The sequence below is a fragment of the Streptomyces sp. NPDC096136 genome (assembly GCF_044763325.1).
Classification (GTDB): Bacteria; Actinomycetota; Actinomycetes; order Streptomycetales; family Streptomycetaceae; genus Streptomyces.
In genome coordinates, this window is sequence record NZ_JBIWFZ010000010.1 from 114,127 (window position 1) to 129,351 (window position 15,225).

A 15,225-nucleotide genomic window follows, 5' to 3' on the forward strand; every position below is an offset into this window, starting at 1 on the left:
GTCATCGCCTACTCCGGTCGATGCCCGGCGCGCACGCGTGCGGAACGCATCCCGGGATCCCGGCTCTCCGACCTTCGGTGCATCACATCGAGGTGCGCGATGAAACCGAACTCCTTCGCAGTTTCGGCGGCCCTCCTGTGCGGCCTCGTCCTGACGGGCTCCACGCCGACCGCCTTCGCCTACGCCCCCCTCGCCCCGGCGACCGCGGCCAAGGCCGCCACCTGCCCCACGACCGAGCCTCCGCCCGGTACGGGCTCGCAGATCGGTGAGGCCGACCGCGACGCCCTCGTCCGCGCCCACAACGACGCCCGCCTGGCCGCCGCCCAGAAGTACAACCCCGGCCTCACCGCGACCTCCGTCATGTGGAGCCCCAAGCTGGCCTGCGACGCGCAGGCCTGGGCGGACGACCCGGCGTCCAGCCAGGGCGGCGGGCTCCACCACAGCAGCCGTGCCACGAACGGCAACGAGGGCGAGAACCTCCTCAACTCCTCGCCCGGTCCGGCGCGCCCGATGCTGGCGATGGACCCCTCGGTGAACTACAGCTGGATGGCCGAGAAGACCGCGTTCGACCATGACAACAACGCGGTCGTCGACGACAACAACTACAAGGCCTGGGGCCACTACTCCCAGATCGTGTGGATGTCCCCCCAGTCGCCCACCACCCAGATCGGTTGCGGCGTGAAGGAGGGCGTGCCCGTGGGCGGCGGCACCGGGTGGATCCTGGTGTGCCGGTACGCCGCCGGGGGCAACATCGTCGGGCAGCGGGCGATCCCGTCCGGCAACCCGGTTCCCCCGCTCCCGCCGCCCCCGGCGCCCACCCAGCCCTTCCGGGGCACCAGTGCCGTCGTCCAGCGCGACGGCCACCTGGACGTGTTCTGGGTCGGACCTGACGGCTCGGTCCGGTCGCAGTGGTGGGACGGCGGCGGTGCGGGTGGTGCGTGGGCCGCGCACAGCGCGTTCAACATCGCCCCTGCGGGAAGTGCCGTCGTCAGTTCGGCCGTTACGGCGGTCTCGCAGCGGGACGGCCATCTCGACGTGTTCTGGATCGGCCCTGACGGCTCGGTCCGGTCGCAGTGGTGGGACGGCGTCGGCGCGAGTGGCGCGTGGGCCGCGCACAGCTCCTTCAACATCGCCTCACCCGGCGCTGCGGCGCTCGGCTCGGGGATCGCGGCCGTCTCGCAGCACAACGGTCACTTGGACGTGTTCTGGACCGGGCCCGACGGGTCGGTGCGGTCGCAGTGGTGGGACGGTGGCAGTGCGGGTGGTGCGTGGGCTGCGCACGGCTCGTTCAACATCGCACCTCCCGGGATCGCCGCACAGGGCTCCGCCGTAGCCGCCGTCTCGCAGCGGGACGGTCATCTGGACGTGTTCTGGGTCGGGCCCGACGGTTCGGTGCGGTCGCAGTGGTGGGACGGCGGCGGTGCGGGTGGCGCGTGGGCCGCGCACGGCGCGTTCAACATCGCCTCGCCCGGTGCCGCGGGCGTGAGTTCGGGTGTCGCCGCCGTCGTGCAGCACAACGGCCATCTGGACGTGTTCTGGACCGGGCCCGACGGGTCGGTGCGGTCGCAGTGGTGGGACGCGGGCGGTGCGGGTGGTGCGTGGGCTGCGCACGGCTCGTTCAACATCGCACCTCCCGGGATCGCCGCACAGGGCTCCGCCGTAGCCGCCGTCTCGCAGCGGGACGGTCATCTGGACGTGTTCTGGGTCGGGCCCGACGGGTCGGTGCGGTCGCAGTGGTGGGACGGCGGCGGTGCGGGTGGCGCGTGGGCCGGGCACGGCGCGTTCAACATCGCGTCCCCCGGTGCCGCGGCCGTGAGTTCCGCCGTCGCCGCCGTCGTGCAGCACAACGGTCACCTGGACGTGTTCTGGATCGGCTCCGACGGGTCGGTGCGGTCGCAGTGGTGGGACGCGGGCGGTGCGGGTGGCGCGTGGGCCGGGCACGGCGCGTTCAACATCGCCCCGCCGAACAGCGCGGCCCCGCAGTAGCGTGCGGGGCCGGGCCGTCAGAGCGTCGCGACGAAGGCGCCCCAGGCCGGCGCGCGGAACACGAGGTGAGGACCGTCCGGGACCTTGGAGTCCCGGACGGGGACGACGTCGGCGTGTTCGTCACTGACCTCGACGCAGTTGCCGCCGTCGCCGCTGCTGTGGGTGGACTTGCGCCAGGTGGCCATCTCCAGGCAGTCGCCGCCGCTGGCATCGCTGTAGCTGGACTTGTGCCAGACGGCCGTCGTGAGGTCGTACTCAGGCATGCTGGTCATGTTCGTAATCCTCCGCGACCGACTCGATCAAGGCCAGGGACTTATGCGGTGGGAGCGCGTTGGCCGTGAGCAGATCGTAGGTCAGGGTGTAGTTGGCGACCGTTGCCGGATCGTCCAGCAGTTGTCCCGTTCCGCTGCCTTGAAGGTAGGCGAGTGGGGGCGCGTCCTCGAATGACATCAGCTTGAGGGAGCCGCCCATGCTTGCGTGCATGCCCGCGCTGAATGGGAGCACCTGAACGATGATCCGCCGCCGCCGGATCAGAACGGCGATGTGGTGCAGGACCTCGGCCACCATCGCTTTGCTGTCGCCTGCCCGCCGTAGGACGGTCTCGTCGAGAACGCACCACAACAGAGGCTTCGTTGGGTCGGCGAGTACTGCAGCCCGGTCCAATCGATTGGCCACCAGCTCGTCGATGTCCGACTCCGGCGCCGTCGGATGGCCTGCCCGGAACATCTCGCGCGCGTAGGCCTCCGTCTGGAGCAGCCCGGGGATCAGCTGGGGCGCGTACTCCCGGATCGCCAAGGCCTCCGCCTCCGCCTCGGCCGCCTCCACGAAGTGCTCGGGGTACTTGGACTTCCCCTGCTTCGCGCAGTTGCGGGCGAAGAAGCCGTTCGTCCCGAGGATCCCGTCTATCGACGCGGCGAGTTCGGGGGTGATGCGGCGCGTGCCCGCCTCCATCTGGCCGACGTACGAGCCGCTGACGAACAGCTTCTCGCCCAGTCCCGCCTGGCTCATGTCGGCGCGTTCGCGGGCTACGCGGAGTTCGGCGCCCAGGAGGGCGCGGGGTGAGGCGGGGTCGAGGTTCTTTCCTGGCATGACAACTCCCGGTCCAACATCTGCGGTTGATGCGGTGGCCCACCTTGAAGGCTAGCCGCGGCATCGCCACGCTGTGTAGAGGAGCTGAATACTCAGAGTGGAAAGGTGGCATGTCATGGTGCTCACGCCCCAGGAGCGGATGCAGGCGGCCGAGGAGGCCGTGCGGGAGTTGAAGGAGTCCCTCGCCGGGGTCGGGGTCACGTTCCCCTCGCTGGACGTGGACGGGGTCTCGGCGGCCGGGACGTACGGGCTGCCGCTGCTGGACCTCGGCCGCTGCAACCTGGACACCGCCCTGCGGCTGGCCGCCGTACTGCACGAGCGGGCGGGCGCGTGAGCGACCCGGTGGACGCGGCGCAGTTCGCGTTCGAGCTCGGGTGGCGGCTGCGCGGGCTGGACGCGGCCGTGGGCGGCGGCGGCCGGCGGCGCAAGGGCGCGGGGCTCTCCGTACGGGCGTGGCTCGACCCGGATGTCGGCCTGTGGACCGCCGTCGGGGACGACGGGGAGCGGCGCGAGGCGCGGACGGCCGGGTCGGCGGACGAGGCGACCGCGCTCGTGCACGAGGCCTTCGGGCTCACCGCCTGGCGGCCGCAGCCGCCCCCGCCGGCGGGGTGGCACCGGTTCACGCTGGTCCACAGGCCTGTGGACGACTACCCGGCGCCGGACGACCCTTGCTACGCGGCGCTGCGGGCGCGGCCACCCGGGGGGTGCGTGCCGGAGGAGGCCGACGGGTGCTTCGCGCTGCGGTGCGAGCGGCCGGGGGCGCGGCTGCTGGACGCGGTCGCCGCGACCTGTGCGGAGATCCGGGACGGGTACGGGCTGCTGATGGCGGACCTGGCCCTCGCGCGGCCGGAGGAGTGGTCGGCGGACGGGAGCGACGGCTGGGGTGCGGAGGCCGTGGGCCAGCTGCTGCTGATGGCGGCCGAGCGGGGGCCGAAGCTGGGGTACTCCGTGGAGGACCTGGCCGGGTTCCTGCGGGTGGCCGCCGGGGCGGAGCGGTGAGGGCCGTGGGCGATCGGCATTCCGAATGCCATAGTGGGCATGGCTGACCACGGCGGCTTCCTCCCCGGCGAGGGGCCCAGCAGCGGCACCTCGGTTTCGCTCACGGCCGGCACTCTGCAGGCCGTCCGTGACCGGGTGGGCAAGCGCGGGGTCTCCGCCTATCTGGAGCGGGCCGCGCAGCGGCAGATCGAGCGGGACGGCCTGGACGAGCTGATCGCCGCCTTCGACGAGGTGAACGGGCCGGCCGAACCGCGGGGCGTGGCCGCCAAGCGCGCCCGGCTCACGGGTCGGGAGCCGGAGTCGGGCGCCGCCGCGTGAGCGGTGCCCTGGTGCTGGACAGCGAGGGTCTCGCGAAGGCCGTGCGCCGGGACGCCGAGGTGCACGAGTGGCTCACCGCGGCGCGCGCCGAGGACCTTCCGGTGGTCACGTCGGCCGCGGTCCTGGTCGAGGTGATCCATCCGAAGGTGAACGACGCGGCGCTGAGGTGGACGCTGTCGCGCCTGCGCGTGGAACCGGTCAGGCAGGCCGTCGCACAGTCGGCGGCCGCCTTGTTGAGGGGCGCGGGCCTGCACGGTCACAAGTACGCGATCGACGCCGTGCTGTGCGCGACGGCCTTGGCGCCGCCGGGACGCGTGACGGTGCTGACCTCCGATGTGGAGGACATCGGGCTGCTCACCGCCGAACACGGCCGCCTGGTGGCCGCGCGGGTCTGATCCGTCCGGGTCAAAGGGCTCCCGTCCCCGACGCCGTGCCGTCCGCGGCGACGGAGGCCACGCCCGGCTGCGCCGTGAGGGCGGCGAGCTGTCCGGGGGTGAGGCGGGCCGAGAAGCCGTTCAGGGCGTGCCGGTAGACGTGGTCCGGGGTGACGCCGGCCAGGGCGGCGACGGCGGCCGGGTCGAAGCCCCGGTGCACGGTGACGATGTACGAGGACGCGTCGGCCGGCGCCGTGTGCGGTACGGGTTCGCGTACGGCCGCGGGGGCGGCGGCCGCCGACGGGGCCAGGGCGGCGAGGGCGGCGGCCGCCGCGGGCAGGGCCAGGCGGAGGGGGATGCGCATGGCCCGAGGCCACCACGTGCGGCGGGGCCGGTCAACGACCTCCGGGCGCGTGGCGGGGGCACGGGGAGCGCACCGGCCGCGCGCTCCCCGGGGTGGGGGCGGGCCGTACGGGTGGACTTCGGCGGGGCCGCAGGCCGCCGCGCGGGCCGTGCGGGGGTCGGGCCCGGCAGGGGGAGGGACGTTTCCGCACCGGGCGCGGGACGGGGTGCGCGGGGGTCGGCCGGCCGGGGAGGGGGTGGTTCAGGCAGGGCCGGGGCGGCGCCGATGCAGGCGGAGGCCGCCCCGCCGCGGGGACGACGACCGCACGCGGGCGCCGGCCGGCCGACATCCGCCCTCCACCCCCTCAGGGAGTCCTCCCCATGCGCCTGCTCGCACGCGTGGCCGCCGCCGCGCTCCTCGCCGTCCCCCCGGTCGCGGCCGGCACGGCCTCCGCCGCCGGTCCGGAACCGACCCCGGTGCCGCTGCACACCTCGGCCGCCGCCATTCCCGGCCGGTACATCGTGACGCTGGAGAAGGGGTACGACGCGGCGAAGCGGGCGAAGGACCTGGGCCTGAAGCCGACCTTCGTCTACCAGACGGTGCTGAACGGGTTCGCGGCGCCGCTGACCAGGTTCCAGCTGGACCTCGTGCGCCTGAGCCCGGGGGTGAAGGCGGTGGAGGAGGACGCGACGGCGTCCGCCCCGCCCACGCCCGTCGGCTCCCCCGGGACGCGGGCGCCGGCCTACTCCTGGGGCCTGGACCGCATCGACCAGCGGCGCCTGCCCCTCGACAACGACTTCACCACGCAGGGCAACGGTGCGGGCGTCACCGCCTACATCATCGACACGGGGATCGAGACCGCCCACGCCGAGTTCGGCGGCCGGGCCACCGCCGGCTTCGACGCCATCGGCGACGGGCGGGCCGGCCAGGACTGCAACGGCCACGGCACGCACGTCGCGGGCACGGTCGGCGGCAGCACGTACGGCGTGGCGCGGAAGGTGAACCTCGTCAGCGTCCGGGTCCTGAACTGCGAGAGCAGGGGCGCCTGGTCGGGGATCATCGCAGGGTTCGACTGGGTGGCCCGCAACGCCCGCCAGCCCGCGGTCGCCAACGCCTCCCTGGGCGGGGACTTCACCCCGGCCGTGAACGACGCGGCCACCGCCCTGTCCGACAGCGGGGTCCTGCCGGTCGTCGCGGCCGGCAACAGCGCGAAGGACGCCTGCACCGTCTCGCCGGCCTCCGCGTCCCGCGTGTACACCGTCGGCGCGACCGACCGGTACGACCAGGAGACCGACTTCTCCAACTACGGGCGCTGCCTGTCGGGCTACGCCCCCGGCAAGGACATCGTCTCCGCCCGGCTCGGCGGCGGGAGCGTCGCCCTGAACGGCACGTCCATGGCGGCCCCGCACGTGGCCGGGGTCGCGGCGCTCTACAAGGCCGCGCACCCGACGGAGACCGCCCAGCAGGTCGGCACGTGGCTGTACCAGACCAGCACCAAGGACGTGCTGGGCAACCTGAGCCCGGGCTCGCCCAACAGCCTCCTGTTCACCGGCGGCCTCTGACCTGCGGCCGGGGCGGCGGCGGGTTCAGGCGAGCGCCGGTTCCTGCGCCGCCCCGGGACCGGAGGCCGGGGGCTGCGGTGAGGCGGGCCCGGTGTCGAGGTCCGCCAGCATCCGGCGCGTGAAGCCGAAGAAGTACGTGGCCAGGAACCCGGTCAGGTAGCCGGTCAGCAGGCCTCCCGCATAGACGGCGAGGGCCGCGCCCATCCCCCGGGTGCCCTCCAGCAGGGGGAACAGGGCCCAGCCCGAGGGGCCGATGGCGGTGGAGCCGAAGGCGATGCCCAGCTGGTTGAACAGGCCGATGAACGCCCCGCCCGCCGCGCCGCCGACGCAGGCGGTGACGAACGGGCGGCCCAGCGGCAGCGAGACGCCGTAGATCAGCGGTTCGCCGACGCCCAGCAGGCCGGCCGGGAGCGCGGAGCGGATGGTGGCGCGCAGCGAGCCGTTGTGCGGGAGGCGGCAGTAGACGGCGAGGGCCGCGCCGACCTGGCCCGCGCCCGCCATGGCGAGGATGGGCAGCAGGACGGTGTAGCCCGACCGCTCGATGAGGGTGGTGTGGAGGGGGATCAGGGCCTGGTGCAGGCCGAGCATCACCAGGGGGAGGAAGAGCCCGCCCAGGACCAGCCCGGCGACGGCGCCGCCGGTGGCGAGCAGCCGGTCGGCGAAGGTGCCGATGCCGGCGGAGACCGCACCCGCGAGGAACATCAGGCCGTAGAGGGTGACCAGGCCGGGGACCAGCACGGTGAGGGTGGGGGTGACCAGCACGTCCAGGGCCTGCGGGACCCGCCGACGGCACCACCGTTCGACCTGGACCGCGAGCAGGGCGGCGGCGAGGGCGCCGAGGACCCCGCCCTGGCCGGGGGAGAGGTGCCGCCCGAACGCCTCGATCTTCGCGACGCCGGGGAAGACGATGACGGCCGCGACCGCCCCGCCGAGGACCGGGGTGCCGCCGAACTCCCTGGCGGTGTTGTGCCCGACGAACACGGCGATCAGGGCCATGAACGCCGAGCCGATCGCGGTCAGCGCCGGGACCAGGGCGGGGACCCAGCCGAGGTTGGCGAGCAGCCCGCCCAGGCCCGCGACGATCCCGCAGCCGATGAGGGCGGGGATCAGCGGGACGAAGACGGCCGCGATCCGGCGCAGGAACACTTTGAACGGGGTGGCGTTGCGGGCCGCGCGGGCGTCCTTCAGGGCCGCGCCGCGGGCGGCCAGCTCCTGCGCCGTGACGGGCCGCGCGGGCGCCGCCGCACGCGCCTCGGCGAGCAGGGCCTCGAAGGCGGCGGTGACGCGGGCGACGGCGCCGGGCCCCAGCACGATCTGGCAGGTGTCGTCCTCCACCACGCCGAGGACGCCGGGCAGGGCCCTGAGCCCGGCGCCGTCGACGCGGGAGCGGTCGTGCAGGCCGATCCGCAGGCGGGTCATGCAGTGCGCGACGGAGCCGATGTTGTCCGGGCCGCCGACCAGGGGCAGGATCGCGGCGGCGGTGGCGCGGTGGGTGTCAGTGGGCATGCGGTGGCCTTGCTGTGCGTGCGCGGGCGGAGGTCAGCGGACGGCGGCGAGGGCCTCGCGGAGGTGGCCCCGGGAGGCGGTGAGCAGGCGGGCGGCGGTGGGGCCGTCGACTCCGCCGAGGAGGACGAGGACGGCGTCCTTGACCTCGCCGCCGGTGGCGGTGAGCGCGGCCTCGATCTCCGCGTCGGGCGCGCCGGTGGCCAGGGCGACGATGCGGCGCGAGCGGGCGCGCAGCTTCTCGTTGGTGGCGCGTACGTCGACCATGAGGTTCCCGTACGTCTTGCCGAGGCGGATCATCACCACCGTCGAGATGAGGTTCAGGACGAGCTTCTGGGCGGTGCCGGCCTTCAGCCGGGTGGATCCGGTGAGCAGCTCGGGGCCGACGACGACCTCGATGCCGTGTGCGGCGGCGGCGGCGAGGGCGGAGCCGGCGTTGCAGGACAGTCCGACGGTCAGCGCGCCGCGGGCGCGGGCGAACTCGACGGCGCCGATCGCGTAGGGGGTGCGGCCGGAGGCGGAGACGCCGACGACGGTGTCGTCGGCGGTCAGGGCGAGGGCGGTGAGGTCCTCGGCGGCCAGTTCGCGGGAGTCCTCGGCGCCCTCGACGGCCGTGACCAGGGCGCCGGGGCCGCCCGCGATCAGGCCGACGACCTGGGCGGGGTCGGTGTTGAAGGTGGGCGGGCACTCGCTGGCGTCCAGGACGCCGAGCCGGCCGGCGGTGCCCGCGCCCGCGTAGACGAGGCGGCCGCCGCGGGCCATGCGCGCGGCGATGGCGTCGACGGCGGCGGCGATCTGCTCCAGCCGTGCGGCGACGGCGGCCGGGACGGTGGCGTCCTCGGCGTTCATCAGCCGGACGATCTCCAGGGTGGGGAGCCGGTCGATCTCGGCCAGGTCGGGGCGGAAGGCCTCGGTCGTGAGGGTGTCGAGCTGGGCGCGGAGGTCGGCGTGCGCGGTCATGGCGGCTCCTGCGGGCGGTGGCTCGGCGGACGCCGGGGCGGCTTCCCGGTGTGGGAGCCATGGTGCACCGGTGGCGGCCGGGGGGCGGTGCACCGGGCCGGGGGCGGTGGCACGGCCTCCCCTTTTGGGGCGGTGAGGGGTCAGAATGAGCCCATGGACCACGCGACCCCCCTGGAACAGGCGCTGCATGTCGCCCGTGCTCTGGTTCTCGCCGACCTCGCCGCGGGTGAGGTCGCCGACGCCGATGTCGTCTCTCTCGTCGAGGACTCGGTCACGCACCGCCGGTGGTGGGTGGAGCAGTGGCCGGAGGGAGTCGACTACCTCGCCGGACTCGTCGCCCAGGACGTGAAGGACGCCCTGCTGGAGAAGTACGGGCGCTGGCCGCTGTGCCCGGTGTGCGAGCACGGGGAGCCGCACGCGCTGGACGTGGAGCCGGAGCTGGGCCCCGATCCGCACTGGGTGTGCTCGGAGGCCGGTGTGAAGGTGGCGGCGGTGGGCGGTCTCGGCCCCGTCTTCCACCCGGGCCGGTGAGCCGCCGGTGACGGTGTACATCGACCCGCCGGACTGGCCGGGGCACGGCCGCATGTGGTCGCACATGGTCAGCGACGTCTCGTACGAGGAGCTGCACGCCTTCGCGGCGGGCATCGGCTGCCCGCCGCGGGCCTTCGAGCGGGACCACTACGACGTGCCCGAGCACCGGTACGCGGACGCGGTCGGGGCGGGGGCGGTGGAGATCGGAAGCAAGGAGCTCGTCCGCCGGCTGACGCGGGCGGGCCTGCGCCGGCCGAAGGGCCGCCCGGCCCCGGCGGCGTAGGCGCGCAGGCCTCCGGCGCGGGGGCCACGGCGCGGGGGCCGGGCGGCCTCTTATGCGCGGGCGGGGGACCGTTCCGCCGGTGTGTCCGCCGAAGCGGCGACGACGCGGGTCGCACCGGCACCCGTACGGCGGTCGATGCGCAGGGCCAGGAGGGTCAGGGCGATCGCGGTGACGGTCATGGCGGCGCCGGCCCAGGCGGTGGCGGCGTAGCCGTGGCCGGCGTCGATGACGGCGCCGCCCAGCCAGGGGCCGCCGGTGTTGCCGAGGTTGAAGGCGGCGGTGGTGGTGGCTCCGGCGAGGGTGGGGGCGGCTCCGGCGACGTTGAAGGCGCGGGCGTTGAGGGCCGGTGCGGTGAAGAACGCCGAGACGCCGAGCAGGAAGGCGAGCGCGACGGCCGCCGCCTGGACGGAGGCCAGCAGGGCCAGGGCGGCGAGGAAGGCGGTGGAGGCGGTGATGCCGCCGGTCATCACCGCGAAGAGGCGGCCGTCGGCGATCCGCCCGCCCACGGTGGTGCCGACGAGCGCGCCGACGCCGAAGAGGGCGAGGACCCACGGAACCCAGGCCGAGTCCAGTCCGGCCACGTCCGTGAGCAGCGGTGACAGGTAGCTGAAGGCGCAGAACACACCGCCCGCCGCGAGGGCGGTGACGGCGACGGCGAGCCACACCTGGCGGTCGCCGTAGATGGAGAGCTCGCGGCGCAGGCGGGGCTTCTCGGCGGGCAGCGGGATCTTCGGGATGAGCGCCAGGATGCCGGCGAGGGCGACGGCCGAGGCCGCGCCGACCGACCAGAACGCGGAGCGCCAGCCGAACTGCTCGCCGAGGAAGGCTCCGGCGGGCACGCCGAGGACGTTGGCGATGGAGAGGCCGCCGATCATGACGGACATGGCGCGGGCGCGCTGGTCCTTGCCGACCATGGCGATGGCGACGGCCGCGCCGACGGCCCAGAAGCCGGCGCAGGCGAAGGCGGAGACCACGCGGGAGGCGAAGAGGAACCCGTACGAGGGGGCCAGCGCGCCCGCGACCTGGCCGAGCCCGAAGAGGCTGATGAGGGCGACGAGGGTGGTGCGGCGGGGGAGGCGCAGGGTGGCGACGGCCAGCAGCGGGGCCCCGACGACCATGCCGATCGCGAAGGCGGATATGAGCAGGCCCGCCCGCGGGATGGAGACCCCCATGTCCTCGGCGATGGGCGGCAGGAGCCCGGACAGCATGAATTCGCTGGTGCCGAGCGCGAAGACGGACAGGCCGAGGACGTAGACGGCGACGGGCATGCGGGAACGGGTGTTCGCTGAAGCGGGGGGCATGCCTCTCACGAACCGGACGGGAGACGGGCGCATTCCCGCCGGCGGCGCCCGTGTGTCAGGTCAGGGCGGCCAGCTCGGCGGCGAGGTTGCGGCGGGCGGGGGCCTCCCAGTGGGCGGTGCCGTACGGGGTGCGGAAGAGGCGGGGCAGGCCGAGGAGCTGGCGCAGGACGGCGGCGCGGCCGGTGCGGAAGGCCTCGTCGGGGACGAAGGCGTACTCGGCGCGGACGGCGGCGGCGTAGGCGGCGTACGCGCCGGGGTCGTCGGGGTGGCCCGCGAGGACGGCGAGGTCGGCGTCGCACAGGGCCTCGCCGTTGGTGTCGGCGGGGGCGGGGTCGTGGGTGACGGTCAGCCGGACGAGGCGGGCGACCTCGGCGGTGCGGTCGGGGCCGATGCCGAGCTCGGGGAGGGCGCGCTCGGCGAGGGCGGCGCTGCGCTCCTCGTTCTCGGAGCGGTCGGGGCGGTAGACGGCGTCGTGGAACCAGGCGGCGAGCTCGACGGCGGCGGGGTCGGCGGCGTGCGCGGCGAGGACGTCGACGCGGGCGAGGACGTCGGCCAGGTGCGCGGTGGTGTGGTACCGGCGCTGGGGCTCGGCCCAGGCGGCGAGGAGGCGGTCGGCGTAGGGGGCGGGGTCGCGGTCGGCACCCGCGGCCGCGGCGGTGGCCGCCCAGCGGCGGCGCAGCGCGGCGTCGGCGTCGGTGCCGGCGCTGGCACCGGTGCCGGTGTCCGTGTTCGTGCCGGTGTCCGTGTCCTTGTCGGTGTCCATGCGGACATTGTGCGGGTGGCGTGATGGTGCTGGTGGAGCGCGGCCCGGGGCCCGTACCCTTGATATTGGACTAGACCTATTTTCCCTATGTTCCGAAGGATGGGATCACATGAGCAACCGTGCGCTCCTGGAGGTGATCGCCCTCGACGTGGAGGACGCGGTCGCCGCCCAGGCGGGTGGGGCGGACCGACTCGAACTGGTCACCGACATGGCCGCCGACGGGCTCACCCCGTCGCGCGAGACCTTCGCGGCGATCCGCTCCTCGGTCGACATCCCGCTGCGCGTGATGCTCCGCGGGACGGACGGGTTCGCGGCGGGCGACGTCGCCGCGCTGGCCGGGGCGGCGCGGGAGCTGCGGGCGGAGGGCGCGCAGGAGTTCGTCCTCGGGTTCCTGCACCCGGACGGCAGCCCCGACCTGGCGGCGGTCGAGGCGGTCCTGGCGGAGCTGGACGGCTGCCGCTGGACCTTCCACCGCGCGATCGACCGCGCGGCCGACCGGGACGGGCTGCGCAAGGCCCTGGCCGACCTGCCCGGGCTGGACACGTACCTGACGGCGGGCTCCGCGGCCGGGGTCCCCGAGGGGCTCCCGGTCCTGCTGGCGGAGGCCGCGCGGAGCGGCGAGCCGGGGTACGGGCCGCGGATCCTGGTCGGCGGCGGGCTGACGCTGACGCACGTGCCGGTGCTGCGGGAGGCCGGCATCGACGGCTTCCACATCGGCGGCGCGGCCCGTCCCTCCGGGTGGGACCACCCGGTCTCCGCGGCGGCCGTCGCGGAGTGGCGGGCGGCGGTGGGGTAGGGGGCGGGCCGTTGCCGTTGCCGCTGCGGGCGGGGGCCGCTGCGCGGGGCGGGTCCCGGTGCCCTCAAACGCCGCGCGGGCTATGGACGGCCCCGCCGGCGTTTGAGGCGCGGGGGTCTGGGGGCGGAGCCCCGGGGAACGGGCGGAGGGTGGGGCGGCGAGACCGCCCCGCGCAGCGGCGCGGCGCGGTCCGCCGGCTAAGCCAGGGCCGCCGGCAGAGGGGCGGCGTGGAGGGCCGTGAGGCCCGAGACGGCTCGGGTGAGGCAGACGTACAGGCGGCGCAGCCCCGTCCGCTCGTCCGGCTCGCCGTCCACGATCGCCGCCGGCTCGTCCAGCACCACGTAGTCGTACTCCAGACCCTTCGCGAGGGACGCCGGCACCAGCGTCAGCCGGGACTCGGCGGTCGTCTCCTCGCCCGGCGACAGGTACGCCAGCCCCTCCGCCAGCAGCGCCTCCGCCAGCACCGGGATCCGGGCGTCGGCCGCGATCAGCCCGACCGACCCCTCGTGCGCGAGGAAGGCACGGCACGCGCCGATCACGTCCGCCACCAGCCCGTCCGGGGACGACGGGGACACCGTCAGCGACCCCGGCGTCTCACGCACCGACGACACGGCGGCCAGCCCCGGCGAGATCTCCGGCAGCAGCCGCGACGCGTACGCGATCACCTCGCGCGGCACGCGGAAGCCCGCCGTCAGCTCCTCCAGCACCGCCTCCGGCTTCCCCAGGTGCGCCAGCGCCTCGGCCCAGCTGCGCGTCGCCCACGGGGTGGTGCCCTGCGCGAGGTCGCCCAGGACCGTCGCCGAGCCCGTCGTGCAGCGCCGGCCCACCGCCCGGTACTGCATCGGGGACAGGTCCTGCGCCTCGTCGACGACGACGTGCCCGAGCGAGTGCGTCCGCTCCACCAGGTCCGCGGCCTCGTCGATCAGCACCAGGTCCGCCGCCGACCACTTCGCCGACTTCACGCTCCGGAACGGCTTCGGCCACAGCAGCAGTTTCTGCTCCTCCTCCGTGAGCACCCCCTCGGCGTGCAGCGCCAGGAACTCCGGGTCCGACAGCAACCGCAGCACCAGCTTCGCCGGCTCGACCAGCGGCCAGACCGCCTTGACCGTCGCCTTCACCGCCGCGTTGCGGGCCACCGCGTCCTGCACCCGGTCGTCCGGCGCCTCGCCCGCCTGCTCCATGCGGACGAGGACGGCGTGCGCGATGCGCTGCGGCAGCGCCTCGCGCGCGGCGCCGTAGCGGATGTCGCGGTTCTGGAGCTCGCCGACGATCTCCTCCAGCTCGTACGCCGGAACCCGCCAGCGGCGCGAGCCGCGGACCACCATCAGCGGCTCGGCGGGCGCGGTGACGTGCGAGCGGACCGCGCGGCGCAGCACCTCCGCCATCCGGGCGTCGCCCTTGACCACGGCGGTCGCGGCCGCGTCGGCGCCGCGGACCTCCAGGCCCGGGCGGGCGACGAGGTCGTCGACGGTGGCCTGCTGCACCTCCAGCTCGCCCAGCGCCGGCAGCACCTGCTCGATGTAGTGGAGGAAGGAACGGTTCGGCCCGATGACGAGCGTGCCGGTGCGGGCGAGCCGCTCGCGGTGCGCGTACAGCAGGTACGCGACCCGGTGCAGGCCGACGGCCGTCTTCCCGGTCCCGGGGCCGCCCTGCACGCAGACCGAGCCGGACAGCCCGGAGCGGACGATCTCGTCCTGCTCCGGCTGGATCGTGGCGACGATGTCGCGCATCGGGCCGACGCGGGGGCGCTCGATCTCCTGCTGGAGCAGTTTGCTGACGGCCGCCGCCTCGGCGGGGTCGGAGAGGTGCTCGTCCTCGTACGCGGTGAGGTCGCCGCCGGTGTACCCGAAGCGGCGGCGCAGTCCGACGTCCTGCGGGTCGGCCTTGGAGGCGCGGTAGAACGGCTGGGAGACGGGCGCGCGCCAGTCGATCACCATCGGGTCGCCGTCGGCGTCGTGGACGTGGCGGCGGCCGATGTAGAACTGCTCGCCGCCCGCGCCCTCGGCGAGGTCGGCGCCCGGGGCGTGGAGGTAGTCGAGGCGGCCGAAGAACAGCGGCGTGTGGGCGAGGTCGGCCAGGGCCTTGATGCGGTCGTCGATCTGCGCCTGGAGGACGACGGCGTTGACCCAGTTCGCGGTGACGTCGCGGATGTCGAGCGCCTCCACGTCCTCGCGCATCGCGCGCAGCGCGGCCCGGGAGGCGGCCAGGTGGGCCCGCTCGCGGCCGAGGAGGCCGGCGGAGTCGGATGCGGCGGCCGTGCCGGGCGCGGTGTCTTCGGGCGTGGTGTCGGGGGCGTGCGCGGGCACGGGACTGCCTCCAGCGGCTCGGTGCGGAACAGAAGCCCACCGGTTTCCGTCCGGTGGGCGGCTCTCCCCGGTATGGCGGCGGGAGGCGGCAAGAGCGGAGATTGTAGTCAG

17 protein-coding genes are annotated in these 15,225 nt (G+C 75.0%); 9 read left to right on the forward strand and 8 right to left on the reverse strand.

The window, feature by feature from the left end:
* Positions 1-99: 99 nt before the first annotated feature.
* Positions 100-1,986, forward strand: a complete 1,887-nt coding sequence (locus tag ACIRBY_RS21815) for a CAP domain-containing protein (RefSeq protein ID WP_403902557.1) — start codon at positions 100-102, stop codon at positions 1,984-1,986.
* A 17-nt stretch (positions 1,987-2,003) separates the two neighbouring features.
* On the opposite strand, the gene ACIRBY_RS21820 is transcribed toward ACIRBY_RS21815, so the two are convergent.
* On the reverse strand, positions 2,004-2,258 hold the full coding sequence (locus tag ACIRBY_RS21820) for a DUF397 domain-containing protein (protein ID WP_403902560.1): 255 nt from the start codon (positions 2,256-2,258) through the stop codon (positions 2,004-2,006).
* Positions 2,242-3,075: a Scr1 family TA system antitoxin-like transcriptional regulator gene (locus tag ACIRBY_RS21825; protein ID WP_403902563.1), complete on the reverse strand. Its 834-nt coding sequence runs from the start codon at positions 3,073-3,075 to the stop codon at positions 2,242-2,244. The genes ACIRBY_RS21820 and ACIRBY_RS21825 overlap by 17 nt, the downstream gene beginning before the upstream one ends.
* A gap of 115 nt (positions 3,076-3,190) precedes the next feature.
* Between ACIRBY_RS21825 and ACIRBY_RS21830 the strand changes: the two genes are divergently transcribed.
* The 4 genes from ACIRBY_RS21830 to ACIRBY_RS21845 are packed head-to-tail and all read left to right on the forward strand — an operon-like array spanning position 3,191 to position 4,787.
* Complete coding sequence (locus tag ACIRBY_RS21830) at positions 3,191-3,409, forward strand: hypothetical protein (protein ID WP_403902566.1); 219 nt, start codon at positions 3,191-3,193, stop codon at positions 3,407-3,409.
* Positions 3,406-4,074, forward strand: a complete 669-nt coding sequence (locus tag ACIRBY_RS21835) for a hypothetical protein (protein ID WP_403902569.1) — start codon at positions 3,406-3,408, stop codon at positions 4,072-4,074. Before ACIRBY_RS21830 ends, ACIRBY_RS21835 begins: the two co-directional genes overlap by 4 nt.
* A 39-nt stretch (positions 4,075-4,113) precedes the next feature.
* Complete coding sequence (locus ACIRBY_RS21840) at positions 4,114-4,392, forward strand: hypothetical protein (RefSeq protein WP_403902572.1); 279 nt, start codon at positions 4,114-4,116, stop codon at positions 4,390-4,392.
* Positions 4,389-4,787 (forward strand): DNA-binding protein, encoded by a 399-nt coding sequence (locus ACIRBY_RS21845; protein ID WP_403902574.1) that lies wholly within the window; start codon positions 4,389-4,391, stop codon positions 4,785-4,787. Before ACIRBY_RS21840 ends, ACIRBY_RS21845 begins: the two co-directional genes overlap by 4 nt.
* A gap of 10 nt (positions 4,788-4,797) precedes the next feature.
* Here the strand turns inward: ACIRBY_RS21845 and ACIRBY_RS21850 are convergent, their stop codons facing one another.
* Positions 4,798-5,130, reverse strand: coding sequence for a protease inhibitor I9 family protein (locus ACIRBY_RS21850; protein ID WP_403902576.1), 333 nt, complete (start codon positions 5,128-5,130; stop codon positions 4,798-4,800).
* Between the two features lie 359 nt (positions 5,131-5,489).
* Between ACIRBY_RS21850 and ACIRBY_RS21855 the strand changes: the two genes are divergently transcribed.
* Positions 5,490-6,671, forward strand: a complete 1,182-nt coding sequence (locus ACIRBY_RS21855; RefSeq protein WP_403902578.1) for a S8 family peptidase — start codon at positions 5,490-5,492, stop codon at positions 6,669-6,671.
* A 24-nt stretch (positions 6,672-6,695) separates the two neighbouring features.
* Here the strand turns inward: ACIRBY_RS21855 and ACIRBY_RS21860 are convergent, their stop codons facing one another.
* Together ACIRBY_RS21860 and murQ are read right to left on the reverse strand one after the other, a co-directional pair.
* On the reverse strand, positions 6,696-8,177 hold the full coding sequence (locus ACIRBY_RS21860) for a PTS transporter subunit EIIC (protein WP_403902580.1): 1,482 nt from the start codon (positions 8,175-8,177) through the stop codon (positions 6,696-6,698).
* 33 nt (positions 8,178-8,210) lie between these two features.
* Positions 8,211-9,134: an N-acetylmuramic acid 6-phosphate etherase gene (murQ, locus tag ACIRBY_RS21865; protein ID WP_403902583.1), complete on the reverse strand. Its 924-nt coding sequence runs from the start codon at positions 9,132-9,134 to the stop codon at positions 8,211-8,213.
* A gap of 153 nt (positions 9,135-9,287) precedes the next feature.
* Between murQ and ACIRBY_RS21870 the strand changes: the two genes are divergently transcribed.
* Complete coding sequence (locus tag ACIRBY_RS21870) at positions 9,288-9,665, forward strand: hypothetical protein (protein WP_365153730.1); 378 nt, start codon at positions 9,288-9,290, stop codon at positions 9,663-9,665.
* Positions 9,666-9,672: 7 nt separating this feature from the next.
* A complete protein-coding gene (locus tag ACIRBY_RS21875; protein WP_403902585.1) occupies positions 9,673-9,948 on the forward strand; it encodes a DUF4031 domain-containing protein in 276 nt (91 codons plus the stop codon).
* A 50-nt stretch (positions 9,949-9,998) separates the two neighbouring features.
* On the opposite strand, the gene ACIRBY_RS21880 is transcribed toward ACIRBY_RS21875, so the two are convergent.
* Positions 9,999-11,216, reverse strand: a complete 1,218-nt coding sequence (locus ACIRBY_RS21880; RefSeq protein ID WP_403902888.1) for a Cmx/CmrA family chloramphenicol efflux MFS transporter — start codon at positions 11,214-11,216, stop codon at positions 9,999-10,001.
* 88 nt (positions 11,217-11,304) lie between these two features.
* On the reverse strand, positions 11,305-12,012 hold the full coding sequence (locus ACIRBY_RS21885; protein WP_403902587.1) for a hypothetical protein: 708 nt from the start codon (positions 12,010-12,012) through the stop codon (positions 11,305-11,307).
* A gap of 109 nt (positions 12,013-12,121) precedes the next feature.
* Here ACIRBY_RS21885 and ACIRBY_RS21890 point away from each other — a divergent pair, with 109 nt between their 5' ends.
* Positions 12,122-12,808 carry a copper homeostasis protein CutC gene (locus tag ACIRBY_RS21890; RefSeq protein ID WP_403902589.1) on the forward strand — a complete coding sequence of 229 codons (687 nt, stop codon included), beginning with the start codon at positions 12,122-12,124 and terminating at the stop codon, positions 12,806-12,808.
* Positions 12,809-13,005: 197 nt separating this feature from the next.
* On the opposite strand, the gene ACIRBY_RS21895 is transcribed toward ACIRBY_RS21890, so the two are convergent.
* Positions 13,006-15,114, reverse strand: a complete 2,109-nt coding sequence (locus tag ACIRBY_RS21895) for a HelD family protein (protein ID WP_403902591.1) — start codon at positions 15,112-15,114, stop codon at positions 13,006-13,008.
* Positions 15,115-15,225: the final 111 nt, after the last annotated feature.